Genomic DNA, 26671 nt, shown 5'->3' with positions numbered 1-26671 from the left:
TGTAAATTGAATTAACATACAGGCTGCATGTATGCAACGCGATTCCGCGCGCCGTTCCAACCGTGACCGTACCGAGGCGACGCGCGCCGACCTGATTGCCGCGGCGCGAAAGCTGTTTACGGAAAAATCCTATGCCGAGACCGGCACGCCGGAGATCGCCGCTGCCGCCGGCGTCACGCGCGGCGCGCTTTACCATCACTTCGCCGACAAGCAGGCGCTGTTTGCCGCCGTGGTCGACCAGGAGGCGGCAGCGGTCGCCGAGGAGATCGAGCGCGCCTCGGCGCCATCACTCAATGCCCGCGACGCACTGATTGCCGGTTCCGACGCCTATCTCACCGCCATGCGCACGCCAGGCCGCACGCGCCTGCTGCTGCTCGACGGCCCGGCCGTGCTTGGCCGCGCCGCCATGGACGCGATCGACAACCGCCATGGCAACCGCTCGCTGCGCGAAGGGCTGGTCGCGGCGATGCGGGCGCAAACGATGACGAGATTGCCGGCCGACGCGCTGACCGCACTGCTCGGCTCCGCCTTCGATCGTGCCGCCCTGGCCATCGAGGCCGGTGCGTCAGCTCAGGACTACCGCGCGGTGCTCATAGCACTGATCGATGGCCTGTCTCTTCCTCAGGCACCTCGCCCGGTTCGAACTCGTTGAAGCAGCCGAGCTGGCGCTTGAACTGGTCGATCAGCCAGGCGGCCGCTGGCTTCGGGCTGCGATCGTTGCGGTGCATGGCAAACAGCGGCGAACTCACCTCCCTGAAGGATTCGAGGTCGATTTCGACCAGCCGGCCACTCGCCAGGTCGTCTGCTATCAGCCAGCGCGGCAGCCCGCCCCAGCCCAGCCCCTCGCGCATCAGCATATGCTTGGTGCGCACATCCGTCAGCCGCCAGGTACGGTAGGCGAAGACTCCGAAGTCGCGCCCCTTGGTACGCTCCGACTGGTCGGTGACGACAAGCTGCGTGTGTTCGCGCGCATCCTCGATCGCCACCGGCTTCGGCAGCAGGGCCAGCGGATGGCTGGGCGCGGCGGCCAGCACGATCGACATGAAGCCGATGCGCGCGAGATGCACATCGACATCGCCCAGCAGGCCGCCAATGCCAAGGTCGGCCTGCCCGCTGACGACATGATCGGGGATCAGGCCGAGCGTGCCGATATGCAGGCGCAGCATCACGGTCGGAAACTGCACCTCGAATGCCTTCAACACCCGCACCAGCACCGGCGACGGCAGCGCCGCATCGACCGACAGCGCGACTTCGGCCTCGAGCCCCTGGTGGTGGCCGTCGACGCGGGAGCGGATGCGCTGCAGCACGCCGATCATGCGCCGCGCATCCTCCAGCATCGCCCGGCCGATCTCGGTCAATTGCGGCTCGCGCGTGCCCTCGCGCTCGAACAGTTTCAGCCCCAGCTGCGCCTCGAGATTGGCGATGCCGTAGCTGATCACGGACTGTGCCCGGTTGAGCTTGCGGCCGGCGGCCGAGAAGCTGCCGGCTTCGGCGACTGTCACAAAGATCTGAAGTTGATCGAGCGTCGGGTTGGGCTGCATCGATATATCTAACTTATAGATGGATCGTATAGAAAATATACCAGTTTATTGAATGGATCGAAAGCCCCATATCTGGTGGGACAAATCATTCCAACCGCTGGAGAGCCCAAAATGTCCATTCTTCTTGTCACCTCAAGCCCGCGGGGCGCCGCCTCGCATTCGACCCGCATCGCTACCGAATTCGCTGAAAAGCTCGTCGCCGCCGATCCGTCGAACACGCTCGTCGTGCGCGACCTCGTCGCCAACCCGCTGCCGCATATCGATGCCGACTACGCCAGCGGCATCTACGTGCCGGCGGAAGCCCGCACTGCGCGCCAGGCTGAAGTCGTCGGCGTCTCCGATGTGGTGCTCGACGAGCTGTTTGCCGCCGACACAGTGATCCTGGCCACAGGCTTCATCAACTTCAACATCTCCTCGACACTGAAGTCCTGGGTCGATCACATCTCTCGTTCCGGCAAGAGCTTTGCCTATGGCGAGAACGGCCCCAAGGGTCTCGTCACCGGCAAGAAGGTCTATATCGTGCTGGCTTCGGGCGGCATCTACTCCGAAGGTGCGGCCGTGCAGTTCGATCACGCCATTCCCTACCTGCGCGGCGTGCTCGGCTTCCTCGGCATGACCGACGTCGATGTCATCCGCATCGAAGGCGTCGGCATGGGTCCTGACGCGGTGACCGCAGCGCTCGCCAAGGCGACCGCCAAGGTCGATGCCGTGGTGGCCGCCAGCCAGGGTGTCGCGGCTGCCGCGTAAAGAGCCAAAATTTGTCCGCTTCGAAAGGCAGGCGTGCGCGCCTGCCTTTTTCGTTCTAGCCGATGAGGTGCCTCAGCAGACCAGCGGCGCTGACTCCGATCAGCACGGTCGGCAGCATGGAAAGCCGCGTGGCGGCTACCAGAGTAACAGCCAGCGCCAGAATATCCGCCGGGGACTTCGACACGAAGGCCGGTGCGATGACAGAGATCAGCACGCAACCAGGCGCGGCTCCCATGACCGCCGTGGCACGCGCGCTGAGTGTGCGGTTGCGCAGCACGACATAGCCGCCGATGCGCGTCAGGTAAGTGACGCCGGCCATCAGCACGATGGTGAGAAAGGTCATTGCGTCGATCATGCATCACCCGCCATCAGCCAAGCCGCGACCAGCCCCGATACCGCGCCGGCGGCGACATACCAGGCGCCGGGAACGAAGAGATAGACCAGTGCTGCCACGATCAGGCTGACCAGCCAGGGCCGCGCCGCCGCCATACCCGTCCACATGCCGCGCATCAGCACCAGGAAGACGGCCGGGAACGCCATGTCAAAACCATAGGTCCCGACGTCGCCGAGCATCGGACTGAGCAAGGCACCCAGCGTGGTGAAGGACACCCAGGCGAGATACATCGCCAGCGCCGCGCCCATATAGTAGCGCGGGCTGAAGGCCGGCGTGATGCCGGCGGCAGCGCGCTGTTTGGCATCGGCCAGGCCCAGCGCCCAGCTTTCATCGCACATAAAGAAAAGCGCCGGAAACACCTTGCGTCGTGGCAGGTGGCGCAGGAATGGCGCCAGTGCCGCACCCATCAGCAGGTGACGGCTGTTGACCAGGAAGGTGATGGCGACGATGAGCACGACGTGCGGCGGCGACGTCCACAACTGGATCGCCGCGAATTCCGAGCCGCCGGCGAAGTTCAGCCCTGTCATGGCAGACAGTTCGACCGTGCTTAAGCCTTTCTGCGTGGCCTGGGCGCCAAGCACCAGCGCATAGGGGATGGTGCCGAACAGCACCGGCGCGCAGGACGCCACGCCACGGCGGAACTCGGATCCCGAACCATTGCCCGCCGCCTCGACTGCCTGTGAAATGCTCATGCGTCTCCCCTGGCGCGCCTCGCGGCCGCCGCTCCCGGGTTGCTTCTGGACTCTTGTGATGTCGGCCGCAAACATAGCGGCACCGGCTCACAATTTGGTTGCGAAGATTGTTGTGTTTCATCAGAATTTGGCATTTGGCGCTACAAAGCCATAAATAGATGGAATCCAGAGCCATGAAACTTGATGAGATCGACAAGCGGATCCTGCGGGCGCTGCAGCGCGACGGCCGCATGGCCAACAACGATCTGGCCAATGAGGTCGGGCTGTCGCCATCGCCTTGCCTGCGTCGCGTGAAGCTGCCGGAGGAGGCCGGTGTCATCGACCGCTACGTCGCCGTGCTCAACCCCGCCAGCATCGGCAAGGGCCTGACCTTCTTCACCCGCATCTGGTTGAAAACGCAGGACGAGGACACGATCGAGCATTTCGCCACCGAAGTCGCCAAGCTGCCGCAGGTGATGGAGTGCTACCTGATGCTCGGCGATTGCGACGCCATGGTGCGTGTGGTGGCGGCCGGCATCGACGATTACCGCCGCTTCCAGTCGGAGCATCTGAGCCGCATCAAGGGCGTGCAGAACGTCAAGACCGACGTCCCCAGCCAGACGATCAAATACACGTCGGAACTGCCGATCTGAGCTACTGAAAACGGCGTCACGTCAAACTGGATAAAAAATGCAACCGGATTGTAGGATCGAACCCGGTGCCGGCGTCCTTCGGGTGCAAGCAGCGCGCAGCGCTGCCCTTAGGCATGGGAGATTTGAATGAGCCTTTCCTATCGTTGGGTCATCGTCGCCGCTGGCGCGCTGATGTCCTGCGTCGCCATCGGGACGATGTTTTCGCTGGCGATCTTTCTCGAGCCGATGGCGGTCGACACCAACTGGTCGCGCGCCGGCATTTCGAGCGCCATGACGCTCAACTTCCTGGTGATGGGCCTTGGTGGCTTCGCCTGGGGCGCGATATCGGACCGTTTTGGCGCCCGCATCGTCGTGATGATCGGCGCGGTGCTGCTCGGGCTGGCGCTGGTGCTGGCCAGCCGCGCCGGTTCGCTGCTGAGCTTCCAGGTCACCTATGGCGTGCTGGTCGGTCTCGCGGCAAGCGCCTTTTTCGCGCCGATGATCGCGCTGACCACAGGCTGGTTCGACACCAACCGCAGCCTTGCCGTCTCACTGGTCTCGGCCGGCATGGGCGTGGCGCCGATGACGATCTCGCCCCTCGCCCGCTGGCTGATCTCCGCCTATGATTGGCGCACCGCCATGTTCGACATCGGCATTACCGCCTGGGTGCTGCTGTTGCCGGCGGTGCTGCTGGTGCGCCAGCCGCCGAAGCCCGTCTTAGTCGACCCCGGCTCCGCGCCGGTTGCCGAAGGTGCCGGCCTGACGGTCGGCCAGGCGCTGCGCTCGCCGCAATTCATCGTGCTGGGGCTGACCTTCTTTGCCTGCTGCGCGGCGCATTCCGGGCCGATCTTCCACATGGTCAGCTATGCCATGCTGTGCGGCGTCGCCCCCATGGCAGCGGTCTCGATCTACAGTGTCGAAGGCCTGGCAGGCCTCGGCGGCCGGCTCTTCTACGGCGTGCTGGCCGACAGGCTGGGCGTCAAGCCGGTGCTGATCGCGGGCCTGGCGATCCAGGCGATCGTCATTGCCGCCTATCTGTCGATCAGCCAGCTTGAGCAGTTCTACATGCTGGCCGTTATCTTCGGTGCCACCTATGGCGGTGTCATGCCGCTCTATGCGGTGCTGGCGCGCGAATATTTCGGCCAGCGCATCCTCGGCACCGTGTTCGGCGCCGCCACCATGCTGTCCAGCCTCGGCATGGCGCTGGGACCGCTTGCCGGCGGCATGGTGTTCGACGCCTACGCCAACTATTCCTGGCTGTTCATCGGCTCGGCTCTTATCGGGCTCGGCGCGGTCGGCATCGCCATCGCGTTCCCGCCACTGCCGCGCAGGGAGTTGCAGCCGGCTTAGCCCGGGTCGATTTCCCAAACCTTGCTGGCCAGGCGCGCAATCAGCCTGGCCCGTTCGGTTCGCCACGGATCCTGTCCCCTGTTTCATCCGTTCCCCCCCTTGCGCGGGGCAGTCCACGGACAACATTTGCACCGTGGGATCTCGACTGAGCTCGCGCATCCAGTCCACGCCAGAGAGGACACCCTGATGGCGGAACATCCGAGTGGAAGCGAAAGCAACAGAATTGCCGCAAGCGCTGTTGCCGACGACGATCCGCGTCTTGCATTCATTTATCAGGAGGCGGTGAGAGGTCTCACGCAACAGCAGACCCTTGTGGAGAACATGAGCACCCGCGCCGGCAGCCTTGTCTTTGCCACCGCATTCGCAAACTCATTGCTCGGCGGTGCGGCCCTTTCCAATGGGCTTGGGCTCTGGGACTGGACCGCGGTGGCCCTGCTGTTCGGCATCGGCGGGTTGATCGTCTTCATGCTTTGGCCCTACCACCAATATACATTCCGCTTCGATCCGGAAGAGCTGCTTGATCAATATGTCGACGGCGACAGGCCGACGACGATGTCGGCCATGCGCCGCGCGCTTGCCCTTCGCATCAAGGCGGACATGGCCGGCAACTGGCGAATTATCCAGCGGCTGCGGGTGGCGCTGCAGATTGCGCTGCTGTTTCTGCTGCTCGACATCCTGGCCTGGCTTTTGGCGATCGCAGGCATTTGAGCCGAAGGCGCGTGGCTCCGCCACGGCCAGGCTTGAATGGCAGGCAACGGTCGATGGATCGAAAAGCTCTCTTGAGCATTTAAGCTTTGGCTAATAGTAGCCCCAGGAGAGAACCAATGAAAAAGACGCTGCTCATTTTGAGCCTGCTCATTCCGCTCTCGGCGTGCTCCCGTACCGAACAAGGCGCCGCCGTCGGCGGCTTGGGTGGCGCGGCCGTAGGCGCCGCGGTGGCCGGAGACCCTGTGGAAGGGGCGGTTGTTGGCGGTGCGGTTGGTGCGATAGCAGGGGCCGTCATCGGCCACGCCAGCGAAGCCGGCCAGTGCAGATATCGCGATCGGTACGGCCGGGTTTACGTCGCGCGGTGCCCGAACGGCTACTGATCTCAACGCGTGATCTCCTTCGATCACGCGTCTGCTGGGGGTTAATCGAATGGCCTATCGGATCAAAAAGCTGCTGGGTTTCTTGTGTGCCGTTATCGGCGTTGCCGCGGTGAATGCCGGGGCTCCGGCCGCGCCGGTTGAAGCAAAGACGATTGCCGATCACTTCTCATCGGTGAAATCCATGTCAGGGGATTTCGTGCAATCAGGCCCGAAAGCGGAAAGAAAACACGGCAGGTTTTTTCTCCAACGCCCAGGCAAGATCCGGTTCAACTATGCAGGCCAATCTGGGGTCAGCGTGATCGCGGATGGCAAATCCCTGATGGTTTACAACACAAGACTGAAGACATCGCGGCTTTATGCTCTCTCGAAGACGCCGCTTAAGCTGCTGCTCGACAACAAGGTCGACTTCTCCGGCAGTCGCGTCAAAAGCATCAGAGAAGACGGCGCTCAGATTACCGTCAAGCTGGCCGACAGATCGGCTTTCGGCAATTCGAACATCTCCATGGTGTTCGACAGAAAATCGCTCGATCTGCGCAGATGGAGCCTCACCGACGAGAAGGGACTTACCACGACGGTGACCATCTCAAATGTGAGGCAGGGCGTTCGCGCTCCCGAGGGCACCTTCGTTATCGATTATGCGGCAAACCGTGAATTCAACACCACAACGAAATAGCCGAAACCGCAGCCATAGTCTCAGCGCCGGAACCAATAGGATCCGCGGCGGTTTAGTCCATGAAGGGACCGGAACCGCAAAGGACGCGGCACAATGATTGACATTCACAGCATCGAAGCGGCCAACGCCAGACTGCGTATAAGGAGAGCCGAGCGCTCTCTGAAGCGCGCGAATGACTTGCTGGACGAGGAAGGCGGCGTCGCTCTTAACTTGGCATTGTGCGGCCGGATAAGGGCCGCGAGAAGGCATCTGATCGAGGCCAGGACCCGCCTGATGACGATCGATCCCGCCAGGACGAGTTGATCCGCCGGCGGTCGTACGTCAACCCGGACCGAGAGGTCCATCGTGGCGCAAAGGCCTGCATGGTTAGGCAGTGACCTGCTGGCGGTGATCTACCCAAAAATCCGGTCGCCCTGCTCGTCGACCAATTGGATGCCCTTCTTGATCGAGATGTCGACGGCGTCGTCGAGCCCGGCGAAACGGTCGGCACGGATGAATTTGTGTTCCTTCACCACACCGTCGATCTCCTTGGAGACGACGCCGCAGGTCTGGTATTGGCCATCCGCCTTGTAGGGCATGGCGCTGATCAGGAAGCCCTTGTGCTCGACCTGCTTGGCCGGCGCTGCGCTCGTTGGCCCAGCCGTTTCGGCTCCGCTGGCGCCACCGCCGAAAAGACGCTTCAGAAAAGACATCGGGCTTCCTCCAACAGCATTCATCCCGCACCATGTAGAGTGACGCGGGATGAATTTCACTATCGGTCCTTGGCCCAGCGGGCAAGGGCTGCGTCCGGTCGGCTGGACGAGCTTACTTGTGCGACAGCGCTTCCAGAGCCTCGGCGGCGGCTTCGAGGATGGCGATCGCCTCGGCCTGCTTGTCGGCCGGGGCGTCGACGAAGTCGCCCAGAGCCGCGCGCAACCGGTGGCGGACTGCGCGGAATTCGTCGCGCGCTTCCGAACGATCCCCGCCGCTACCCCGGCCGCCACGACGCCCGCCCTCATCGCTCTCGTCGTTCCAGCCGAACCAGTCGCGCGCCTTCGCCATTTTGCGGCCGAAGCGCTCGAGATGGTCGAGCACGCCGTCGATCATCTCGCGGTTATCGGCGAGATGCGCCTGGCCAGCTTCGGTGATCGAAAACACCTTCTTGTTGCCGTCGGCGGCGGAGGCGGCATAGCCGGCCTCTTCCAGGAAGGTCAGCGTCGGGTAGACCACGCCCGGGCTCGGGCTGTAGATGCCGCTGGTGCGCTCTTCCAAGGCCTTGATGATGTCGTAGCCGTGGCGCGGGGCCTCGGCCAGCAGCGACAGCGTGATCAGCTTGAGGTCGCCGTCGGCCAGCATGCGCCCGGCGCGGAACATGTCGCCCGGGCCGCCCCGCCCGCCACCGCGACCGCCATGCCCGAACGGGCCAAAACCGCCGCCCCCTCTGCCACCAAATTTGCCGCCGAATTTGCCGGCCATGTGCATGAACATGCGCTCGCCGAAATGATTGTTCCCAAAATGTTTGTGCATTGATTGCTCCTTGAGCTGTATCTTACGATATATCTTAATTATGCGAGCCAATCGAGAGAGTCAAGATATATCTTACGATGTATCTGAATGCGGCGCCAGAGGCTTGCTTTCACCGGAACGTACCGCTAGAAGGCCCGCGAGCGCCTCGGCTGCTCCGTAAGCGTCTGACGTCAAGCAACGCATCCAACCCCGGTCCTTCCGGGCAATTCAGCCGGTCACCGGCGAATGGATGCCAATGCGACGGACCGGACACTTCAGGGAAACTCTCAAAATGACTGCAAGACATCAGCGCAGGAAGCTTCCTGCGCGCTATGCCGCTGTTCTTAGCCCGCTGGTGCTGTCGCTGTTGATGACCTTCATCGTCTCGTTCATCTCGACGTTGAAAAGCCTTGGCTTCCACCCCGAGCTGCCGTCCATCTGGCTGACCGCCTGGGGGCTGTCCTGGCTGGTGGCGTTTCCGACGCTGCTGCTGGTGCTGCCCGTGGTACGCCGCATCGTGGGCGCGCTCTGCGAGCCGGCCAGCCGATAGCTCGCACGAAAAAGGCCCGGAGATGTCCTCCGGACCTTTGCGCTTCTGGTCATCAATGACGAACGGCTACCAGCGGCCCTTGCGCCGGTTCCAAGCATAGAGAAGATCGGCGAAGCCGTCGTAGGCAAAGCGTGTCAGCGGCAAGGCAACCGGATTGCCGAACACCATCACCAGCCAGCCCTCGCCCGGCGTGACCTTCCACACGGCGATGGCAACGTCGGCGCCGACCAGCAGCCTGCCCGCCACGTCGGTGGCGTGCAGCCGGCGGCGGATATCCTCAAGCGACGCGCCATGTCCGGCAAGCGCTGCCGGTTCAAAATTGATGTCTCGGAACTCGATCCGCCCGGCCTTGACCGCTTCGATCAGCCGCCGCTTCTGCCTGCTTATGCCGGCATCGCAGACCGGGCAGCGCGTGTTGTACCAGACGGTCAGCATTTATCCGTGGCCATGCCTGTGGTGCAGGTCGGGATAATGCGGATGCCGGTGTCGCATCGGCGCATGCCGATGCCAGTGCGAATGCGGCTCGTCCGCCGGCCCATCATTATGATGATGCTGGTGGTGCTGGTCATGCACATGGCTGTGCTTATGCTCCAGTTCCTCATGGTCGTGCTCATGCTCATGGCGCTCCGACAGATGCAGCCACAGGCCAACACCCATCAGAAGTCCGGCGGCCGCAAGCTTGAGCGTGACGGCGTCACCCAGGATGGCGATTGCCAGCAGCGCGCCGATGAAGGGAGCGAGCGAGTAATAGGCCCCTGTCCGGGCGGTACCCAGATGACGCAGCGCCACGATGAACATCACCAGGCTGACCCCAATGCCGAAGAAACCGACTGCCGCGGTCGCTGCAATGACCGACCCCGGGGGAAACAAAGCACCGCCGGCAAGCGCCAGCCCGACATTGACGACACCCGCCACCAGCCCTTTGAGCATCGCGATCACCACCGGGTCGGTGGCGGAGATCCTGCGCGTGAAATTGTTGTCGATCCCCCAGGCCAGACAAGCCCCCGCCACCAGCAGGGCGCCACGGTTGAAGGCGACGCCCTCACCTTGCCACGACAGAAGAACGGCGCCCGCCAGAATGGCGAACGCGCCGAAAAGCAGGCGCCGGTCGACATTCTCGCGATAGACGAGCCAGGCGATCGTCATCGTCGCCAGCCCTTCCAGGTTGAGCAGCAGCGCCGAACTGGACGCCGTGTTGAGGGTCAAGCCGAACATCAGCAGCACCGGCGCGATGATGCCGCCCATGCCGATCGCCAGCGCCAGCCAGGGAATATCCCCAGCGGTCAGTTGCGCCTCCCCGGCCGCGGCCTGCCTGCCCCGAAGCAGGCGGTACAGAGCCAGCCCGAGACCGGCACCGAGATAGAGCAGCCCGGCCAGCATGAAGGGATTGACGCCATTGAGCAGCAGCTTGCTGAGCGGCGGCGTCGCCCCGAACAGGACGGCCGAGCCAAGCGCGAGTGGCACGCCGGGCCACAGATGCGAATGGGAATGCGGTTCGGACATGATCTCACCCTATGATGGCAGGTGTGTCACTTGCGGCGCATGGCCGCCTTCGGCCCGACGCACTTGTTGTCGCGAAACAGCGCCCACTCCTCGCAAAGGCGCCCATCGGGCAAGCCGCAGAATCCATATTCATTACCGGCCTTGTCCTTCCTGATCACCAGGCGCCCGCCGATCTCGCCACAATGGACGGACGCCGGATTGGCCATGCCGACCGGTTTTTGCGCGCCGGCGCGGCGGAAAACGGCAGCGACGACAAAGCGGCAAAGCTGGCGACCAATATCGAAACCTTCTTCATCGCGATCTCCCCGGCCGCGTTCTATCACGGCGAAGCGCCCCGTCTTGCGGCAAAGCGCCACCAGGCCGGCACCAACCAGCGACTTCGAGAAACCCTGCCGATTCCTTCACCCGAGCGAGGTGATGATCTCGCGGTAGGCTAATTCGGGAAAGGCCTTCAGCGTCCGCGTCCTGACATTGCCCGCTGCCGCCAGCATCAGCGAGAAGCGCGCCAGCACCGCGTCGTCGGGGGCTTCGACCACAGCCACCATATCGTATTCGCCCATGGTCAGGTAGAACCCCTTGAACGATCCGCCCATGTCTCCCAGTTGCCTCCTGGCGGCGTCGAGCCGCTTCGGTGACTCGCGTACGTTCCTGGCACCTTGCTCCGTCCAGTTCATCAGCACGATGTAGCTTGTCATGGCACACCTCCCTCCGGGGCCACGGAGCACGGCGGCTTCGCCGGGGCGGGCATCCGGGTTGTCGCCCAGAAAATGCATCCGACACGGAAATTATCCTCCTGAAGGGCCTGCGGCGCAAGAGTGCGTCCCACAACAAAAAAGGGCGCCATCGGCGCCCTTGAACTCTTTGCATCGGTAAGTCTCAGCTATCCAGGAAGCTGCGCAGCTTGCGCGACCTGCTCGGGTGCTTGAGCTTGCGCAGCGCCTTGGCTTCGATCTGACGAATGCGCTCGCGGGTAACAGAGAACTGCTGGCCGACTTCTTCCAGCGTGTGGTCGGTGTTCATGCCGATACCGAAGCGCATTCTGAGCACACGCTCCTCGCGCGGCGTTAGCGAGGCCAGCACGCGCGTGGTGGTCTCGCGCAGATTGGCCTGGATCGCCGCGTCGATCGGCAGGATCGCCATCTTGTCCTCGATGAAATCGCCCAGATGCGAATCCTCCTCGTCGCCGACCGGCGTTTCGAGCGAGATCGGCTCCTTGGCGATCTTCAAGACCTTGCGCACCTTTTCGAGCGGCATGGCAAGCTTTTCGGCCAGTTCCTCCGGCGTCGGCTCGCGGCCGATCTCGTGCAGCATCTGGCGCGAGGTGCGCACGATCTTGTTGATCGTCTCGATCATATGCACCGGAATGCGGATGGTACGCGCCTGATCGGCGATCGAACGCGTGATCGCCTGCCGGATCCACCATGTCGCGTAGGTCGAGAACTTGTAGCCGCGGCGGTATTCGAACTTATCGACCGCCTTCATCAGGCCGATATTGCCTTCCTGGATCAGGTCGAGGAACTGCAGGCCGCGATTGGTGTACTTCTTGGCGATGGAGATGACGAGGCGCAGATTGGCTTCGACCATTTCCTTCTTGGCGATCGCCGCTTCGCGCTCGCCCTTCTGCACCTGGTTGACGATCTTGCGGAATTCCAGGATCGAGATCGCCGTTTCGGTGGCGAGGTTCTGGATCTCGGCGCGCAGGTCCTTGATCGCATCCTTCTCGTTCTTGGTGAATTCCTTCCAGCCGCGCGATGTCAGATTGCCGATCGAGCGCGTCCAGTTCGGGTCGAGCTCGGAACCCTGATATTCCTTCAGGAACTCTTCGCGGCGCACGCCGTAGCTTTCGGCCAGCCTGAGCAGCTTGCCTTCGTTCTGCACCAGGCGCTTGTTGATGTCGTAGAGCTGCTCGACCAGCGCCTCGATGCGCGCCGTGTTGAGCGACAGCGACTTCACCGCCTTGATCAGCTGGTCCTTGAGCTCCTTCAGCCGGCGGTCCTGGCTGGGCGACAGCGTGCCGGCGGCGGCCAGACGGTTCTCGACCTGCTGGTCCTGCAGCTTGCGCAGCTTTTTGTAGGTGTCGGCGATAACGTCGAGCGTCTCCATCACCTGCGGGCGGAGTTCCGCTTCCATCGCGGCCAGCGACAGGCTGGCTTCGTCCTCGTCTTCGTCGTCGTCATCCGTCAGCCCACGCGTATCGGCGCCGACATTGGTGATGTCGTCTTCGTCGTCGCGCGAACGGCGCGGCTTGTCCTCGACCTTGGCTTCCTCGACGCGCTCGACCACCGGCGCCTGTTTGGCCTCGGGGCCGGCATAGGTGGCTTCGAGATCGATGATCTCGCGCAGCAGGATCTTGGATTCGTTGAGTTCATCGCGCCAGATGATGATGGCCTGGAAAGTCAGCGGGCTTTCGCACAGGCCGGCGATCATCGTCTCGCGGCCGGCCTCGATGCGCTTGGCGATGGCAATTTCGCCCTCGCGCGACAAGAGCTCCACCGAGCCCATCTCGCGCAGATACATGCGCACCGGATCGTCGGTGCGATCGGTCGGTTCTTTCTTGGTGGTGGTGGCGGCGACCGCGGTGCCGGTCTGCTCGGCCAGCTCGTTGGCGTCTTCCTCGGCATCGGCGGCGGTGTCGGTGGCCTCGGGCTCCTCGCCCTGCTCGTCGTCCTCGACCACGTTGATGCCCATGTCGGACAGCATCGCCATCGTGTCCTCGATCTGCTCGGAGGTCACTTCCTCCGAGGGCAGCACCGAATTCAGCTCGTCCATGGTGACATAGCCGCGCTTCTTGGCGGCCTTGATCATCTTCTTGACAGCATCATCGGAAAGGTCGAGCAGAGGGCCATCGGTGGCGCCTTCGCGTTCGGTTTCGACCTCTTCCTTTTCCTTTGTCGCCATAGTCTTTATCTTCTCCTAGCGGCCGAACTTCAAAGCCGCGTAAGCTGTCGGACCAGTCAAATCGGATGCGCTCGCTTATGAAACGCGCTTCACCGGGCCAGTAACTGCATCAACTCGTTTCGTTTGGTGTATGTCGTTGCCCAAATCGGGTTTCCCCTTTTGGGCGACATGCATTAAGTCCAGATTAACCCTGATATCTGTGGCAGGCGGGCTGCCTGTCCAGTGACCAGTACCTCACATCGCTTGTTTTCCCGTGACGCGGGTTCGGGTTACGTTTCGAATCGTCCTGATTCCGCCAATCTGCCAGAAGGTCAAGCGCCTCTCGCATGATTCGCATGAAAAAAGCGAATCAATTACCCGACTTAGCCCGTTACGCGCCATTTGGACGCGCAACGACGCTTTCTCAATTCACTCGCTTCCAACTAAGCTCGCCCCGCCCTGCCCGAGGAGACGCCAAACCCTTCGATCAGCGCTTCCGTGGCCTGCACATCCTGGAATTGCGCCTGAATTTCGATCAGGTGCTGGTAGTTTTCATCTGTGGGATCGGTGGCGAGCGCCGCTTCCGCCTGTTTCAGTTCCTTATGTAAGGTGCGCGCGCTGCGCTGCAAGTGCAGCGCCTGGCTGAAAGCATCGCGGGCATCTTCAAGGGCGGCGGTCTCCAGCGCCGGCCATTGCCGCATCCGCCGGATCAGCCCAACGGCCCGCTCCCAGATCTCGGCGCAGCCGGCGCGTTCGATCGTCGCAATCACCGCCTGCCGGTCATTGGCCATGTCGTGCGCCATCGCGTCGAGAATCGCTCCATGCAGCCGCCTCAGATCGGAGTTGGCGAGATCGAGGAACTCGATATGAGCGAAATTCTCGTCGATCAGCGCCGGATGGTTGACCAATGCGACGATGATCGTCGCCTCGCGCACCGACATCCCTTCGCCGCCGCGTTTGACCAAAGCCGACTGGCCGAGGCTTTCGGTGATCGCCATGCGGCCGCTGCCGGCCTTGGCGAACTGCCCGCCGGGCGCGGCCATCTTGCCTTGGCCCTGTTTCCAGTCTTGCCGACTTTGCCTGGTGCCGCGCTGCGAGCCGAAGAAGCTCAGCACACGCTCGCGCATCTCCTGCTGGTAGTGGTAGCGCAGGCTTTCGTCGCGGATGCGGCTGGTCAGTTCGCGCAGCGTCTTCTCGAGCTCGGCCCGCCGCTCCGGCGTATCGAAGACGCCGCCCGCCGTCTCACGCATCCATAAAAGGTCGACCAGCGGCCGCGCCTCGGCCAGAACGCGACGAAACGCATCCGGTCCTTCGGCCTTGACCAGATCATCGGGATCCTTGCCTTCCGGCAGCAGCGCGAAGCGCGCCGAGCGCCCGGCCTGCACAGACGGCAGCGCCATGTCGGCGGCCCGCCACGCTGCCTTCAGCCCGGCCTTGTCGCCGTCGAAGCACAGCATCGGCTCCGGCGCCATGCGCCAGAGCAGTTCGAGCTGGTTCTCGGTAAGCGCGGTGCCGAGCGGCGCCACGACGTTCTCGAAGCCGGCCTGCGCCAGTGCGATGACGTCCATATAGCCTTCGACGGCGATGACCGTGCCGCCCTTGGCCAAGGCCTTGCGGGCGCGGGCGAAATTATAGAGCACATTGCCCTTGTGGAAGAGTTCGGTGTCAGGCGAGTTCATGTATTTGGCCAGCGCGTCCGGCTGCAGCGCACGGCCGCCGAACGCGATGATCTTGCCCCGGGAATCCGGAATCGGGAACATGATGCGGTCGCGGAACCAGTCATAGGAAACCGGGATGTCGTCGCCGTGGCGCACCAGTCCACAAGCCTCGATGTCGGCCTTGGGCACGCCCTTGGCGGCGAGATGCTCCTTCAGCGCATTGCGGCTGTCGGGCGCAAAACCGAGCCGGAACGATTGCTGCGTCGCCGGCGTCAGCCCGCGGTCTCTGAGATAGGCGCGGGCTTTGGCGCCTTCCGGCCCCTGTAGCCGTTCCTGGAAGAAGGCGGTCGCCATCTCCATGACGTCGGTCAGGCTGGCGCGTTCCTTTTCGCGCCGCTCCTCCTGCGCATCGCGAACCGGCATCGGCACACCGGCCATGTCGGCGATCTTCTCAACCGCCTCGGGAAAGCTCATCCCGTCGAGTTCGGTGAGGAACTTGAAATGATCGCCCGAGACCGAGCAACCGAAACAATGGTAGCGGCCCTTTTTGTCCTCGCAGTGGAAGGAGGGGCTCTTCTCGCCGTGGAACGGACAACAGGCCCAATAGTCGCCGCGCGGCGCGTTGGTTTTCTTCCTGTCCCACGCAACGCGCTGGCCGATAACCGATGAAATCGGCACGCGGTCGCGTATCTCGTCGAGGAAGGCGGGTGGAAAGCGCATCGGGGAACTCGTTTCCCGATTATATAATCATACCCATGAAATCCGACGACCCTTAATGCGGGCCATACCCGGTTTCCACAGGCAAAAGAGGCGGCCGTTGCGGGCCGCCTCTTTCCAATATCCGCCTGGGGACCGCTTAATGCGCGGCAAGCACGCCGAAAATGACGCCGGAGAGCACACCGACCAACACATAGTCGTTGCCGACGCGGATCCATTCCTGGCCGCGACCGGGACGATGCAGGCCGTAGCGGCCATAGTCGCGGATCGGCTGGTGCTGTCTCCAGCCTGAATATTTATGGCCGTTGCGCCAGTTGTTGCGCTTCACGATGACCTTCTTATGGATGACGCGCTTCTGGATGAAGCGCTTCTTGACATCCCTGTTGGTGGGCTTTTGCCAGTCGACCTGGCTGTAATTCGACTGCGGAGCGTTCGGTGCATTCAGCGGTGCGGCTTGGCCGGTGAGCGACGTAGCGGCCAGCATCGAGAAAGCGAGTGCGGAAAGGACAATGCGTTTCAAAAGAAGTCTCCTTGGTTGTCGATGCCAGAGGAATAGCGGGCCACCGATGAACCGAAGCTGAACGCCTGCATTACAATTGTGTAATGATTTCCTTTATTTACCCAATAGAGCTGAACATAATCGCAAAGGCAGGAGCCGGTCGCGCTGCTAACTCTGCCTATCCGTTGCTTCGAGCCCGCCCCGCAATGCAACCATTTGCGCGTCCGTCCATTTTCCGACACCGCCCGTCGCGCTGCAACGGCCCTTGAAATCGACAAGATTTTATTATCCGGCTAAAATATTCGAGTTATTATAAGTCACCGCCATGAACATGATTCGTACCCTCGTTTTCCCTTCTGATCGCCACGCCAAACAGGACGCGCATCCTGTTTGCATGCGGGGGGCGAAATGAGCGGGTCCGTCGTCCTTCTGCATCTGGCCGGCGCCGTGGCGCTGATGCTGTTTGCCACCCGCATGGTGAAGACCGGCGTTGAACGCGCCTATGGCGACGTGCTGCGCCACCGCCTGCGCGCCACCATGCGCAATCCGATCATGGCGGTGCTGGCCGGCACCGGCCTTGCCATCGCCCTGCAGAGTTCCACAGCCGTCACGCTGCTGGTCGGCTCCTTCGCCGGCTCTGGCATCGTCTCGGGCGCCGCGGGCCAATTGGCAGTGCGCGGCGCCGAGATCGGCTCTGCGCTGGTGGTCAAGCTGCTGACCTTCGACCTCACCTTGCTGGTGCCGCTGTGCCTGATCACCGGCACGGTCATGTTCATGGCCACCGAGCGGCGCGACTGGCGCCAGACCGGCCGCATTCTGGTCGGCATCGGCCTTTTGATCCTGTCGCTGGAGATGATCGGCCAGGCGTCTGAGCCGCTGCGCAACAGCCAGCTCATGCCGGTCATCATCAACTACTTCTCGACCGATTCCATCACCGCCTATCTGCTGGCGGCGCTGATCACCTGGCTGTTCCAATCGAGCATCGCGGCGGTGCTGTTGATGGCGACGCTGGCAGGCCGCGGCCTGATCACGCCCGAACTCGGCGTCGTTCTCATCCTTGGCGTCAACCTCGGCTCCTCGATCATCGCGCCGATGCTGACCCGCTCGTCGAGCCCCGAAGTGCGCGTCGTGCCGATCGGCAACCTCCTGATGCGCGGGCTTGGCTCGCTGGTCATGCTGATCCTGGTCATGATCTTCAGGCCGCACTTCGCCTTTCTCGGTTCGACGGCGGCGGACCAGATCGTCAATGCCCACATCCTGTTCAACGTGCTGATCCTGCTCGCCGGCCTGCCGCTGGCAGGGTTCGTCTACCGCGCTTCGGAGAAGATCGTCGCACTTGGCACCAAGCCGGTGCCGGCCGCCTCGCTTGACGTCGTCGAACTGTCCGCGCTCAACGAAAGCGCGCTCGACGTGCCGAGCCAGGCGCTGGCCAATGCCACCCGCGAGGTGGTGCGGGTCTGCGAGACGATCGAGATCATGCTCAAGCGCATCATCGAACTCTATGAAAGTGCCGATGCCGACAAGATCAAGGCGCTGGCCGCACTCGACGACCGCGTCGACCGCAAGCACGCCGCGATCAAGCTCTACCTCGCCAAGTTGACCAGGAACCCGCTGACCGAGGACGAAGCGCTGCGCTGCCAGGAACTGATCGGCGCCTGCGTCAAGCTCGAGCAGGTCGGCGACATCATCGTGCGCAACATGCTGGTGCATGTGAAGAAGAAATTCGAGCGCGGGTTGGAATTCACCGACGAGGGCTGGGCCGAGCTGTGCGCCTTCCATGGCTCGGTGCTGGCCAATGCGCGGCTTGCCTTCAATGTGCTGGTGTCGCGCGATCCCGAGACTGCCCGCCAGTTGGTGCTGGAAAAGGACCAGCTGCGTGACCGCGAGAAGGAAACCAGCGCCAGCCATTTCGTGCGGCTGCGCGACGGCACCGCCAAAAGCGTCGAGACCAGTTCGATTCATCTCGATACCATCCGCGACCTGAAGCAGATCAATTCGCTGCTGGCCTCGATGGCTTATCCGGTGCTCGAAGAGCGCGGTCTGCTCACTGGGTCGCGGTTGAAGGCGAGCTGAGAAGCAGCCGATCTCCCCCACAAGGAGGGAGATTGGCGCTTCACCGCCTCGCTCACTGAAGAAAACCTAAACTCGCGACAAAAATTTCTTCATTGCCCGCAAAGCCCATCCGTGGTTTGAGGCCGTCCAGCTAAGGCCTTGCCATGTCGCTTCCGCTTATAGCCCTGTTCATTGCCGCTTTTGCCTTCGGCACCACCGAATTCGTGATTGCCGGCGTGCTGCCGCAGGTGGCGCAAGGTCTTGGCGTTTCGGTCCCCTCGGCCGGCTACCTCGTCTCCGGCTATGCCGGCGGCATCGCCATCGGCGGCCCGCTGCTGGCGCTCGCCACCAAGTCGCTGTCACGCAAAAGCCTGCTGCTCGGCCTCGCCATCGCCTTCACCATCGGCCAGGCGGCTTGCGCGCTGGCGCCCGACTTCACCTCGATGCTACTGTTGCGCATTGCCGTGGCGGTCGCGCATGGCGCCTATTTCGGCGTCGCCATGGTCGTCGCCGTCGGTCTCGTGCGCGAGGACCAGCGCGGCATGGCTGTCGCCGTCATCCTGTCCGGCCTCACCGTCTCCAACGTCATCGGCGTGCCGGCGGGCACCGCGATCGGCAACATCTGGGGCTGGCGCGCCACCTTCTGGGTGATGTGCGCGCTCGGCGTGGCGGCAACGCTGGCCATGGCAGCCCTGTTGCCGCGCACCACCGGATCGTCGGTCAGGCCCGCCGGTTTCGCCCGCGAGGTCTGTGTGCTGGCCCGCCAGCAGGTCTGGACCTCGCTGATCCTGATGCTGATGCTGATGATCGGCCAGTTCGGCCTGTTCACCTACATCACCCCGACACTGCTGGAGGTCACCGGGCTCGACGAGAACCTGGTGCCGTGGGTGCTGCTGCTCAATGGCGTCGGTGCCACCCTGGGAGTCTTCCTCGGCGGCAAGCTCTCCGACTGGAAGCTGATGCCGTCATTGATCACCATGCTGGCCCTGCAGGCGGTGACGCTGGCCGTCATCTACGCCGTCAGCCCCTATCCCCTGCCGATGGTTGTGGCGATCGTCGTCTGGGGCGGCCTCAACTTCGCCATCGGCACACCGATCCAGACCCGCATCCTGGCCTGGACGGCGGACGCCTCGAACCTCGCCTCGTCGCTCATTCCGTCCGGCTTCAATGTCGGCATCGCGCTGGCCGCGTCGTTGGGCGCCGCGATGCTGAACAGCGGCTATGGCTACCGCAGCCTGCCGCTGCTGGGCGCCATCGCCATGCTGGTCGCCGTCGCGGTGGCGCTGGCATCTTATGTCTGGGAAGGGCGCAGCAACGCCACGCCGCCGCTGACGGCTCCGGCGGAATAGACCACTTCACCCGCGCCAGCGCAGCAGGCGCATGGCGTTGGCGGTGACCAGCACGGTGGCGCCGGTGTCGGCCAGAATCGCCGGCCACAGGCCGGTGATGCCGGCAATGGTGGTGACCAGGAACACCGCTTTCAGCCCGAGCGCCACACTGATGTTTTGGCTGATATTGGCCATCACCGCCCGCGACAGCCTCACCATCCGCATGACGTCCGTGATGCGGCCACGCAGGATTGCCGCATCCGAGGTCTCCAGCGCCACATCGGTGCCGCCGCCCATGGCGATTCCGATGTCGGCGGCGGCGAGCGCCGGTGCGTCGTTGATGCCGTCGCCGACCTTGGCGACCTTCAGCCCTTCGCGCTGCAATTCGCCGATGATGCGCTGCTTGTCCTGAGGCAACAGCTCCGCCCGCGCCTCGATGCCGAGCGAAGCGGCAATGGCTTGCGCCGTGCGGCGATTGTCGCCGGTCAGCATGATCGTGCGGATGCCTTCGGCCTTCAGCGCCGCAATGCCGACCGCCGCATCCGGTCGCGGCTCGTCACGCAGGGCGATCAGCCCTGCCACCACGCCGTCGGCGACCAGCACCGAGACGGTCTTGCCCTGCCCGTTGAGGCTGTCGACGGCAAGGCGCTGCACTTGCGTCATGTCGGCGCGTTCGCCCGCCGCCGGACCGGAGCCGAGGAAGACGGCGACGCCACCGACGCTGCCCTCGACACCTTTGCCCGAGATCGCCTTGGCCGCCAGAGCCGGCGGCACCGGTGCCTTGTCGGCCTTGGCCCGGTCCAGGATCGCCATCGCCAACGGATGGCTGGAGCCCTGCTCCAGCGCTGCCGCCAGCGCCAGCACGGTGCGTTCATCCCTTCCATACGCCACAATGTCGGTGACCACGGGCTTGCCTGCCGTCAGCGTGCCGGTCTTGTCGAAGGCGACCGCCGTGATCCGGCGAAAGCCTTCCAGCACCGCGCCGCCCTTCATCAACAGGCCGCGCCTCGCCCCGGCCGCAAGGCCCGCGGCGATTGCCGCCGGCGTCGAGATGACCAGCGCGCAGGGGCAGCCGATCAGCAGGATCGCCAGGCCCTTGTAGATCCATTCGTTCCAGTCGCCGCCAATGAGCAGCGGCGGCAACAGGGCAACCAGCGCGCCGACCGCCAGCACCGCCGGGGTGTAGTATCTTGAGAAGCGGTCGATGAAGCGTTCAGTCGGCGCCTTGGCTTCCTGCGCCTGCTCCACAAGCCGCACGATTCGGGCGATGGTGTTGTCAGACGCGGCAGCCGTCACCCGCACCTTGAGCACGCCGTCGGTGCTGATCGTGCCGGCAAAGACGACGTCCGCAACGCCCTTGCGCTTGGGCGTGCTCTCGCCGGTCACCGGCGCCTCGTCGATTTCGCTCGACCCCTCGATGATCTCGCCATCGGCCGGAATGCGGTCGCCCGGCCGCACCAGGATGATGTCGCCGACGCCGAGCCGTTCGGCAGGAACTTCCGATGTGCCGCTCGCGCGTTCGACCAAGGCCGTCTTCGGCACCAGATCGGCAAGTCCCTGGATGCTCGCCCGCGCCCGGCCGGCTGCGACACCTTCCAGAAGTTCACCGATCAGGAACAGCACCACCACGGCGGCGGCTTCTTCCGTAGCCCCGATCATCACGGCGCCTATCGCCGCGATGGTCATCAGCATCTCGATCGAGAACGGCGTGCCGGCCAATGCCGCCATCAGCGCTCGCCGTGCGATCGGCACTAGGCCGACCAGCAGGGCGGCAAGGAAGACCCAGCGCTCGGCCGCAGGAAGAAGATGGCCGATGCCGTAGGCGGCGAGAAGCGCTGCCGCGCAGGCCAGCGTCAGCACGGCACGGCGGGAGCGCCACCACGCCTGCCCCGGCGCCGCATCGCTGTGATCATGATCAGCATGATCATGATCCTTGGCCACTGAAGCACGCCCATCGGCCCCGCCTTCCGCCTTGACGATGCCGTAGCCCAGCCGCGCCACCTGCCGCAGCACCTTGTCGTCGTTGAGCCAACCGCTGTGGCTGACCGTCATGCTGGCGCCGGTCACCGAAACCGAGACATCGGCGACGCCGTCGAGACGACGCACCGCCGTATCGATCTTGGCCGCGCAAGAGGCGCAGTCCATGCCGCCGATCTTGAACCGTGTCTGCCCGATCGTTTCCTGCTTGAGCGGCGTCGTCATCACATTACCTGCCTGTCTTGCCCGCGCGGCGTCGCCGCATGGGTCTTGAATGCTGATGTCAGGCACTATAATTGCTCTAGTCACTAGAGCTTCAAGGGGAAATTTCATGTTTTCGATCGGTGATCTCTCGCGTCGCACCGGGGTCAAGGTGCCGACAATCCGCTATTATGAGCAGATGGGCCTTGTCGCCGCACCCGAGCGTTCGGAAGGCAACCAGCGCCGCTATTCCAGGCAGGAGCTGGAGCGGCTGGCCTTCATCCGCCACGCCCGCGACCTCGGCTTCGCCGTTGACGACATCCGCTCCCTGATCGACTTGAGCGGCCACCCCGAGCAGCCCTGCGGCCACGCCGACAAGATCGCCGAGGAGCAACTGATCTCGGTGCGGGAAAAGATTGCCCAGTTGAAGCGACTCGAGGCCGAGCTCGAACGCATCGCCACGTGCTGCAATGGCCAGACGGTCGGCGACTGCTACGTCATCCGCGCGCTGTCGGATCATGCGCTGTGCGCCGATGAGCATGGTTGAGACACATCCTACAGCTCGATCCGGAACCGCAAGCTTTCCGCCCCGCCATAGGCGGCGTCCTCGAAGAAGCGTTCGACGAGCTTGCCGTCATTGGCCAGGATCACCTTGTGCGAGGCCGGATTGCCCGGCTTGGCGGTGATCTCGACGTGAGCCAGGCCGACCGCCCTCGCCTCGTCCAGCATCAGCCGCAGCGCCTCGGTGGCGTAGCCGCGCCGCCGCTTCCACGGCACCACCGCATAGCCGATATGGCCGAGCACATGCGGCGGCAGTTCCGCCGTGCCCTTCTGCCAGCGAAAGCCGATCGAGCCCGACGCCTCGCCATCCCAGATCCAGCGGCGGAAGCCCGGCAGGCGCGGCACTTTTTTGCCGTCGGGCAAGCTGATCGGGCCGCCCTTGGCCTGGGGATTGTCGAGGTCGGCAAGAAAGGCCACGGGATCCTTTTCGATGGCCGCGAGCTGCTCGCGCGTCGCTTCCATCAGCCGCACATTGTCCGGTGACCAGCCGCGCTCGAGCGCCACCTTGTAGGATGGCAGATGTTCAAGCGCGGGTTTGACGATTTCGATCATGGTGCACCGGCGGAGACGCTACGCCGATAAATAGCAGCATTGCCCGGCAAGGCACGGTCCACCAAGGAGCAGCCTCTTACGACAAGGCCGCGTTTCCATCGCTGGAAACGCGGCCCCGATCTTATGTCCTTGGGAGGACTGGAGCTCCGGCGCAGGCGCGCGGGAGTACCCTTATGCGAAGTCAGGCGATGTCGAAGCGGTCGGCGTTCATCACCTTGGTCCATGCCGCCACGAAATCCCTGGCGAATTTCTGGCTTGCATCCGCGGAGCCATAGACCTCGGCAAGCGCACGCAACTGGGCGTGCGAGCCGAAGATCAGATCGGCACGGGTGCCGGTCCACCTGACCGCCTTGGTCTTGCGGTCGCGCGCCTCGTACACCTCTTCCGAACCCGGAACAGAGCCGGCGGCCGGATCCCAGACCGTGTTCATGCTGAGCAGATTGACGAAGAAGTCGTTGGTCAAAGTGCCCGGCCTGTCGGTGAACACGCCGTGCTTCGATCCGCCGGTATTGGCGCCGAGCACGCGCAGACCGCCGACCAGCACCGTCAATTCCGGCGCGGTCAACGCCAGCAACTGCGCCCGGTCGACCAGCATGGCCTCGACCGACATCGGCTGCTTGCCCCTGACGTAATTGCGGAAGCCGTCGACCTTTGGCTCGAGCGCGGCAAAGGAATGCACGTCCGTTTGCTCCTGCGAGGCGTCCATGCGGCCTGGCGTGAACGGCACCTTCACCTCATGGCCTCCGTCCTTCGCGGCTTTCTCGACCGCGGCAACGCCGCCAAGCACAATCAGGTCGGCAAGAGAGACTTTCTTGCTGCCCGCGTTGAACTCCTTCTGAATGGCTTCGAGCTTGGCAAGCACCTTCGACAGTTCCGCCGGCTGGTTGACGTCCCAATCCTTCTGCGGCGCCAGTCGGATACGTGCCCCGTTGGCGCCACCGCGCTTGTCGGAATTGCGGAACGTCGAGGCCGAGGCCCACGCAGTCGAGACCAATTCGGAGACTGAAAGGCCCGATGCCAGGATCTTCGCCTTCAGCGAGGCGATGTCCTGCTCGCTGACCAGCTCGTGGTCGATGGCCGGGATCGGATCCTGCCAGATCAGCTCTTCCTTCGGCACGAGCGGGCCGAGATAGCGGGCGACCGGACCCATGTCGCGATGGGTCAGCTTGTACCAGGCGCGGGCGAAGGCGTCGGCGAATTGCTCCGGATGCTCGTGGAAGCGCCGCGACACCTTTTCGTAGGCAGGATCTACCCGCAGCGCGAGATCGGTGGTCAGCATCGCCGGCGCGCGGCGCTTTGACGGATCGTGCGCATCCGGAACGGTGCCGGCCCCGGCGCCACCCCTTGGCGTCCACTGATGGGCGCCGGCCGGGCTCTTGGTCAGTTCCCAGTCGAAGCCGAACAGATTGTCGAAGAAATTATTGCTCCACTTGGTCGGCGTCGTGGTCCAGGTCACTTCGAGGCCCGAGGTGATGGCGTCGCCGGCAATGCCGGAAGCATGCTTGCTCGACCAGCCGAGGCCTTGCGCCTCGATGATCGAGCCCTCTGGCTCCGCGCCAACCAACGACGCATCGCCGGCACCGTGCGTCTTGCCGAAGGTGTGACCACCGGCGATCAGCGCCACGGTCTCCTCGTCATTCATGGCCATGCGGGCGAAGGTCTCGCGAATGTCGCGGGCCGAGGCCAGCGGATCCGGCGTGCCGTTCGGCCCTTCCGGATTGACGTAGATCAGCCCCATCTGCACGGCGCCGAGATGGCCGCGAAGTTCACGGTCGCCGGAATAGCGCTTGTCGTCGAGCCACTTGGTTTCCGAACCCCAGTCGACGTCCTGCTCGGGCTCCCAGACGTCAGCGCGGCCGCCGGCGAAGCCGAAGGTCTTGAAACCCATCGATTCCAGCGCGACGTTGCCGGTGAGGATCAGAAGGTCGGCCCAGGAAATCTTGCGGCCATATTTCTGCTTGACCGGCCACAGCAGCCGGCGCGCCTTGTCGAGATTGGCATTGTCCGGCCAGCTGTTGAGCGGTGCGAAACGCTGCTGGCCTGCCCCGGCGCCACCACGGCCATCGCCGATGCGGTAGGTGCCGGCACTGTGCCAGGCCATGCGGATGAACAGCGGCCCGTAATGGCCGAAGTCGGCCGGCCACCAATCCTGCGAATCCGTCATCACCTGGTGCAGGTCCTTGATCACCGCATCGAGATCGAGCGACTTGAATTCCTCGGCATAGTCGAACTCTTCGCCCATCGGATCCGAAAGGTTCGATTGCTGATGGAGAACGCCAAGATCGAGTTGGTTGGGCCACCAGTCACGGTTGCTCCTGCTGGAGGATCCGTGTGCAACGGGGCATTTGCCGGCGCTGGGATCATCGGTCTGTGCGTCCATGTTCTTCTCCGATCGTGGCTGTGTTGAGCTGTTCAACTGCTGGGTGACAGGGACATAGAAATGTCCCTGGAGGCGGTCCGTTTCATGGCTGGCGCGATGACCATATGCCCGATACGCGACCGAATATGTTGGATGTCCTGTTGCTGCGGGCATGCGCCTCACCAGGCGGTCCCGGCTGCTCCTCATCTTCGTTGCGACTCGTATAGCAAAGCCGTCTGATTAATTTAAGTTGGATTTCCTGATTACAGCGATAAGATGACATTATGACAAACCTGACGCTGAAGCAGTTGCGTTATTTCGAGGCACTGGCGCGGCACAACCATTTCGGACGCGCGGCGGATGCCTGCGCCATCTCGCAGCCCGCCATCTCGGTGCAGATCCGGGAGTTGGAGGAAACGCTTGGCACGGCGCTTTTCCAAAGAGGCCCACGCCAGGTCCGGCTGACCAATTTCGGCGAGGAATTCGCCTTGCGCGTCCGCGACATCCTGCGCTCGGTGGACGAGCTGACGGATCTGGCCCGCGCCTCGCGCGACCGGCTGGTGGGACGGTTGCGCATCGGCGTGATCCCGACGATCGCACCCTATCTTCTGCCTGCCATCATCGGCAACCTCGCCCGCATGCATGACGGGCTCGATATCCACGTGCGCGAAACGCAGACGCAGAAGCTGATCCAGGAACTGGCCGACGGCCGGCTCGATGCGGCCATCGTTGCCTTGCCGGTGTCGGAACCCTCGCTGACGGAAATCGTGCTGTTTGCCGAGAACTTCGTGCTGGTCCGGCCCGGCGAGGATGAGGGAAAGCCGGTGCCCAACCGCGAAATGCTGCGCGAGATGCGGCTGCTCCTGCTCGAGGAGGGCCATTGTTTTCGCGATCAGGCGCTGTCGTTCTGCAACATGCATTCGGCACGGCCGCGCGAGTTGCTGGACGGCAGCTCGCTGTCGACCCTGGTGCAGATGGTCGGCGCCGGCGTCGGCGTCACCTTGATCCCCGAAATGGCCGTGCCGGTGGAGACGCGCTCCGCGGCAGTCTCTATCGCCCACTTCGCCAATCCCCAACCATCGCGGACGATCGGCATGATCTGGCGCAAGACAAGCCCGATCGCCAAACAGCTGCTGCTTATATCCGAAGTGGTTCGCCAGGCGGCCGAAGCATTGCGCGCGCAGCACAGTTCGGCATCGGTTGCACAGCCTCTGAAGCTGCCGGCAGCGGCCCAATGAAGGCAGACTGACCGGATC

27 protein-coding genes are annotated in these 26671 nt (G+C 63.6%); 13 read left to right on the top strand and 14 right to left on the bottom strand.

Annotated features, from left to right (window positions below; all coding sequences use genetic code 11):
- Positions 1 to 31: 31 nt before the first annotated feature.
- On the top strand, positions 32 to 652 hold the full coding sequence (locus NKH97_RS29890) for a TetR/AcrR family transcriptional regulator (RefSeq protein ID WP_023809652.1): 621 nt from the start codon (positions 32 to 34) through the stop codon (positions 650 to 652).
- On the opposite strand, the gene NKH97_RS29885 is transcribed toward NKH97_RS29890, so the two are convergent.
- Positions 591 to 1541, bottom strand: a complete 951-nt coding sequence (locus tag NKH97_RS29885; RefSeq protein WP_023809653.1) for a LysR family transcriptional regulator — start codon at positions 1539 to 1541, stop codon at positions 591 to 593. The two genes, NKH97_RS29890 and NKH97_RS29885, sit on opposite strands and share 62 nt — an antisense overlap.
- 111 nt (positions 1542 to 1652) lie before the next feature.
- On the opposite strand from NKH97_RS29885, the gene NKH97_RS29880 reads away from it, so the two are divergent.
- Positions 1653 to 2288 carry an FMN-dependent NADH-azoreductase gene (locus tag NKH97_RS29880; protein ID WP_023809654.1) on the top strand — a complete coding sequence of 212 codons (636 nt, stop codon included), beginning with the start codon at positions 1653 to 1655 and terminating at the stop codon, positions 2286 to 2288.
- A 55-nt stretch (positions 2289 to 2343) separates the two neighbouring features.
- On the opposite strand, the gene NKH97_RS29875 is transcribed toward NKH97_RS29880, so the two are convergent.
- Together NKH97_RS29875 and NKH97_RS29870 are read right to left on the bottom strand one after the other, a co-directional pair.
- The gene (locus NKH97_RS29875; RefSeq protein WP_023809655.1) at positions 2344 to 2643 is read right to left on the bottom strand and encodes an AzlD family protein; all 300 of its coding nucleotides are present in this window, start codon (positions 2641 to 2643) and stop codon (positions 2344 to 2346) included.
- Entirely contained in the window at positions 2640 to 3374 is a 735-nt protein-coding gene (locus NKH97_RS29870; RefSeq protein ID WP_023809656.1) for an AzlC family ABC transporter permease, read from the bottom strand. Before NKH97_RS29870 ends, NKH97_RS29875 begins: the two co-directional genes overlap by 4 nt.
- 173 nt (positions 3375 to 3547) lie before the next feature.
- Between NKH97_RS29870 and NKH97_RS29865 the strand changes: the two genes are divergently transcribed.
- The 5 genes from NKH97_RS29865 (at position 3548) to NKH97_RS29845 (ending at position 7096) form a co-directional block, all read left to right on the top strand.
- Positions 3548 to 4006, top strand: coding sequence for an Lrp/AsnC family transcriptional regulator (locus NKH97_RS29865; RefSeq protein ID WP_352799419.1), 459 nt, complete (start codon positions 3548 to 3550; stop codon positions 4004 to 4006).
- 126 nt (positions 4007 to 4132) lie between these two features.
- Complete coding sequence (locus tag NKH97_RS29860; RefSeq protein WP_023809657.1) at positions 4133 to 5335, top strand: MFS transporter; 1203 nt, start codon at positions 4133 to 4135, stop codon at positions 5333 to 5335.
- Between the two features lie 21 nt (positions 5336 to 5356).
- Positions 5357 to 6043, top strand: a complete 687-nt coding sequence (locus tag NKH97_RS29855) for a hypothetical protein (protein WP_352613118.1) — start codon at positions 5357 to 5359, stop codon at positions 6041 to 6043.
- 116 nt (positions 6044 to 6159) lie between these two features.
- Complete coding sequence (locus tag NKH97_RS29850; RefSeq protein ID WP_127297410.1) at positions 6160 to 6423, top strand: YMGG-like glycine zipper-containing protein; 264 nt, start codon at positions 6160 to 6162, stop codon at positions 6421 to 6423.
- A gap of 49 nt (positions 6424 to 6472) precedes the next feature.
- Positions 6473 to 7096 (top strand): outer-membrane lipoprotein carrier protein LolA, encoded by a 624-nt coding sequence (locus NKH97_RS29845; RefSeq protein WP_352799416.1) that lies wholly within the window; start codon positions 6473 to 6475, stop codon positions 7094 to 7096.
- A 392-nt stretch (positions 7097 to 7488) separates the two neighbouring features.
- Here NKH97_RS29845 and NKH97_RS29840 read toward each other — a convergent pair whose 3' ends face one another.
- Both NKH97_RS29840 and NKH97_RS29835 read right to left on the bottom strand, forming a co-directional pair.
- Positions 7489 to 7788 carry an HlyU family transcriptional regulator gene (locus tag NKH97_RS29840; RefSeq protein WP_127297413.1) on the bottom strand — a complete coding sequence of 100 codons (300 nt, stop codon included), beginning with the start codon at positions 7786 to 7788 and terminating at the stop codon, positions 7489 to 7491.
- Between the two features lie 112 nt (positions 7789 to 7900).
- The gene (locus NKH97_RS29835) at positions 7901 to 8602 is read right to left on the bottom strand and encodes a PadR family transcriptional regulator (RefSeq protein ID WP_352799414.1); all 702 of its coding nucleotides are present in this window, start codon (positions 8600 to 8602) and stop codon (positions 7901 to 7903) included.
- Between the two features lie 271 nt (positions 8603 to 8873).
- Here NKH97_RS29835 and NKH97_RS29830 point away from each other — a divergent pair, with 271 nt between their 5' ends.
- Positions 8874 to 9131, top strand: coding sequence for a DUF2798 domain-containing protein (locus NKH97_RS29830; RefSeq protein WP_023809663.1), 258 nt, complete (start codon positions 8874 to 8876; stop codon positions 9129 to 9131).
- A 66-nt stretch (positions 9132 to 9197) separates the two neighbouring features.
- On the opposite strand, the gene NKH97_RS29825 is transcribed toward NKH97_RS29830, so the two are convergent.
- Together NKH97_RS29825 and NKH97_RS29820 are read right to left on the bottom strand one after the other, a co-directional pair.
- Positions 9198 to 9566: a thiol-disulfide oxidoreductase DCC family protein gene (locus NKH97_RS29825; RefSeq protein WP_352799412.1), complete on the bottom strand. Its 369-nt coding sequence runs from the start codon at positions 9564 to 9566 to the stop codon at positions 9198 to 9200.
- The gene (locus NKH97_RS29820) at positions 9567 to 10634 is read right to left on the bottom strand and encodes a DMT family transporter (RefSeq protein ID WP_352799410.1); all 1068 of its coding nucleotides are present in this window, start codon (positions 10632 to 10634) and stop codon (positions 9567 to 9569) included.
- A gap of 11 nt (positions 10635 to 10645) precedes the next feature.
- On the opposite strand from NKH97_RS29820, the gene NKH97_RS33365 reads away from it, so the two are divergent.
- Entirely contained in the window at positions 10646 to 11071 is a 426-nt protein-coding gene (locus NKH97_RS33365; RefSeq protein WP_502897102.1) for a hypothetical protein, read from the top strand.
- Here NKH97_RS33365 and NKH97_RS29810 read toward each other — a convergent pair.
- The 4 genes from NKH97_RS29810 to NKH97_RS29795 form a co-directional block, all read right to left on the bottom strand.
- Positions 11036 to 11329, bottom strand: a complete 294-nt coding sequence (locus tag NKH97_RS29810) for a GYD domain-containing protein (protein ID WP_352555748.1) — start codon at positions 11327 to 11329, stop codon at positions 11036 to 11038. The genes NKH97_RS33365 and NKH97_RS29810 overlap by 36 nt on opposite strands.
- A 181-nt stretch (positions 11330 to 11510) precedes the next feature.
- Positions 11511 to 13532 (bottom strand): RNA polymerase sigma factor RpoD, encoded by a 2022-nt coding sequence (rpoD, locus tag NKH97_RS29805; RefSeq protein ID WP_023809668.1) that lies wholly within the window; start codon positions 13530 to 13532, stop codon positions 11511 to 11513.
- A gap of 422 nt (positions 13533 to 13954) precedes the next feature.
- A complete protein-coding gene (dnaG, locus tag NKH97_RS29800; protein WP_352775822.1) occupies positions 13955 to 15889 on the bottom strand; it encodes a DNA primase in 1935 nt (644 codons plus the stop codon).
- A 136-nt stretch (positions 15890 to 16025) separates the two neighbouring features.
- Positions 16026 to 16406 (bottom strand): RcnB family protein, encoded by a 381-nt coding sequence (locus NKH97_RS29795; protein WP_352613114.1) that lies wholly within the window; start codon positions 16404 to 16406, stop codon positions 16026 to 16028.
- A 387-nt stretch (positions 16407 to 16793) separates the two neighbouring features.
- Here NKH97_RS29795 and NKH97_RS29790 point away from each other — a divergent pair, with 387 nt between their 5' ends.
- Both NKH97_RS29790 and NKH97_RS29785 read left to right on the top strand, forming a co-directional pair.
- Positions 16794 to 18458, top strand: a complete 1665-nt coding sequence (locus NKH97_RS29790; protein ID WP_023809671.1) for a Na/Pi cotransporter family protein — start codon at positions 16794 to 16796, stop codon at positions 18456 to 18458.
- Positions 18459 to 18601: 143 nt separating this feature from the next.
- On the top strand, positions 18602 to 19786 hold the full coding sequence (locus tag NKH97_RS29785; RefSeq protein WP_352613112.1) for an MFS transporter: 1185 nt from the start codon (positions 18602 to 18604) through the stop codon (positions 19784 to 19786).
- 6 nt (positions 19787 to 19792) lie between these two features.
- Here the strand turns inward: NKH97_RS29785 and NKH97_RS29780 are convergent, their stop codons facing one another.
- A complete protein-coding gene (locus tag NKH97_RS29780; RefSeq protein ID WP_352613110.1) occupies positions 19793 to 21967 on the bottom strand; it encodes a heavy metal translocating P-type ATPase in 2175 nt (724 codons plus the stop codon).
- A gap of 106 nt (positions 21968 to 22073) precedes the next feature.
- On the opposite strand from NKH97_RS29780, the gene NKH97_RS29775 reads away from it, so the two are divergent.
- Positions 22074 to 22490 carry a MerR family transcriptional regulator gene (locus NKH97_RS29775; RefSeq protein WP_023809674.1) on the top strand — a complete coding sequence of 139 codons (417 nt, stop codon included), beginning with the start codon at positions 22074 to 22076 and terminating at the stop codon, positions 22488 to 22490.
- An 8-nt stretch (positions 22491 to 22498) separates the two neighbouring features.
- Here the strand turns inward: NKH97_RS29775 and NKH97_RS29770 are convergent, their stop codons facing one another.
- Both NKH97_RS29770 and katG read right to left on the bottom strand, forming a co-directional pair.
- Positions 22499 to 23056: a GNAT family N-acetyltransferase gene (locus NKH97_RS29770; RefSeq protein ID WP_352613108.1), complete on the bottom strand. Its 558-nt coding sequence runs from the start codon at positions 23054 to 23056 to the stop codon at positions 22499 to 22501.
- A 181-nt stretch (positions 23057 to 23237) separates the two neighbouring features.
- Positions 23238 to 25436 carry a catalase/peroxidase HPI gene (gene katG, locus NKH97_RS29765; RefSeq protein WP_023809675.1) on the bottom strand — a complete coding sequence of 733 codons (2199 nt, stop codon included), beginning with the start codon at positions 25434 to 25436 and terminating at the stop codon, positions 23238 to 23240.
- A 263-nt stretch (positions 25437 to 25699) separates the two neighbouring features.
- On the opposite strand from katG, the gene NKH97_RS29760 reads away from it, so the two are divergent.
- A complete protein-coding gene (locus NKH97_RS29760) occupies positions 25700 to 26653 on the top strand; it encodes a hydrogen peroxide-inducible genes activator (protein WP_352613104.1) in 954 nt (317 codons plus the stop codon).
- The last annotated feature ends 18 nt before the right edge of the window (positions 26654 to 26671 follow it).

Source organism: Mesorhizobium sp. M0870 (genome assembly GCF_040319775.1).
Classification (GTDB): domain Bacteria; phylum Pseudomonadota; class Alphaproteobacteria; order Rhizobiales; family Rhizobiaceae; genus Mesorhizobium.
Note: the sequence above shows the minus strand (reverse complement) of the source record. Positions and strands in the feature narration are given on the sequence as shown.

Coding starts and splice junctions, on each gene's coding strand:
- NKH97_RS29890 (WP_023809652.1), top strand. CDS start 32: ATGCAACGCGATTCCGCGCGCCGTTCCAACCGTGACCGTACCGAGGCG.
- NKH97_RS29885 (WP_023809653.1), bottom strand. CDS start 1,541: ATGCAGCCCAACCCGACGCTCGATCAACTTCAGATCTTTGTGACAGTC.
- NKH97_RS29880 (WP_023809654.1), top strand. CDS start 1,653: ATGTCCATTCTTCTTGTCACCTCAAGCCCGCGGGGCGCCGCCTCGCAT.
- NKH97_RS29875 (WP_023809655.1), bottom strand. CDS start 2,643: ATGATCGACGCAATGACCTTTCTCACCATCGTGCTGATGGCCGGCGTC.
- NKH97_RS29870 (WP_023809656.1), bottom strand. CDS start 3,374: ATGAGCATTTCACAGGCAGTCGAGGCGGCGGGCAATGGTTCGGGATCC.
- NKH97_RS29865 (WP_352799419.1), top strand. CDS start 3,548: ATGAAACTTGATGAGATCGACAAGCGGATCCTGCGGGCGCTGCAGCGC.
- NKH97_RS29860 (WP_023809657.1), top strand. CDS start 4,133: ATGAGCCTTTCCTATCGTTGGGTCATCGTCGCCGCTGGCGCGCTGATG.
- NKH97_RS29850 (WP_127297410.1), top strand. CDS start 6,160: ATGAAAAAGACGCTGCTCATTTTGAGCCTGCTCATTCCGCTCTCGGCG.
- NKH97_RS29845 (WP_352799416.1), top strand. CDS start 6,473: ATGGCCTATCGGATCAAAAAGCTGCTGGGTTTCTTGTGTGCCGTTATC.
- NKH97_RS29840 (WP_127297413.1), bottom strand. CDS start 7,788: ATGTCTTTTCTGAAGCGTCTTTTCGGCGGTGGCGCCAGCGGAGCCGAA.
- NKH97_RS29835 (WP_352799414.1), bottom strand. CDS start 8,602: ATGCACAAACATTTTGGGAACAATCATTTCGGCGAGCGCATGTTCATG.
- NKH97_RS29830 (WP_023809663.1), top strand. CDS start 8,874: ATGACTGCAAGACATCAGCGCAGGAAGCTTCCTGCGCGCTATGCCGCT.
- NKH97_RS29825 (WP_352799412.1), bottom strand. CDS start 9,566: ATGCTGACCGTCTGGTACAACACGCGCTGCCCGGTCTGCGATGCCGGC.
- NKH97_RS29820 (WP_352799410.1), bottom strand. CDS start 10,634: ATGTCCGAACCGCATTCCCATTCGCATCTGTGGCCCGGCGTGCCACTC.
- NKH97_RS33365 (WP_502897102.1), top strand. CDS start 10,646: ATGATGGCAGGTGTGTCACTTGCGGCGCATGGCCGCCTTCGGCCCGAC.
- NKH97_RS29810 (WP_352555748.1), bottom strand. CDS start 11,329: ATGACAAGCTACATCGTGCTGATGAACTGGACGGAGCAAGGTGCCAGG.
- rpoD (WP_023809668.1), bottom strand. CDS start 13,532: ATGGCGACAAAGGAAAAGGAAGAGGTCGAAACCGAACGCGAAGGCGCC.
- dnaG (WP_352775822.1), bottom strand. CDS start 15,889: ATGCGCTTTCCACCCGCCTTCCTCGACGAGATACGCGACCGCGTGCCG.
- NKH97_RS29790 (WP_023809671.1), top strand. CDS start 16,794: ATGAGCGGGTCCGTCGTCCTTCTGCATCTGGCCGGCGCCGTGGCGCTG.
- NKH97_RS29785 (WP_352613112.1), top strand. CDS start 18,602: ATGTCGCTTCCGCTTATAGCCCTGTTCATTGCCGCTTTTGCCTTCGGC.
- NKH97_RS29780 (WP_352613110.1), bottom strand. CDS start 21,967: ATGACGACGCCGCTCAAGCAGGAAACGATCGGGCAGACACGGTTCAAG.
- NKH97_RS29775 (WP_023809674.1), top strand. CDS start 22,074: ATGTTTTCGATCGGTGATCTCTCGCGTCGCACCGGGGTCAAGGTGCCG.
- NKH97_RS29770 (WP_352613108.1), bottom strand. CDS start 23,056: ATGATCGAAATCGTCAAACCCGCGCTTGAACATCTGCCATCCTACAAG.
- katG (WP_023809675.1), bottom strand. CDS start 25,436: ATGGACGCACAGACCGATGATCCCAGCGCCGGCAAATGCCCCGTTGCA.
- NKH97_RS29760 (WP_352613104.1), top strand. CDS start 25,700: ATGACAAACCTGACGCTGAAGCAGTTGCGTTATTTCGAGGCACTGGCG.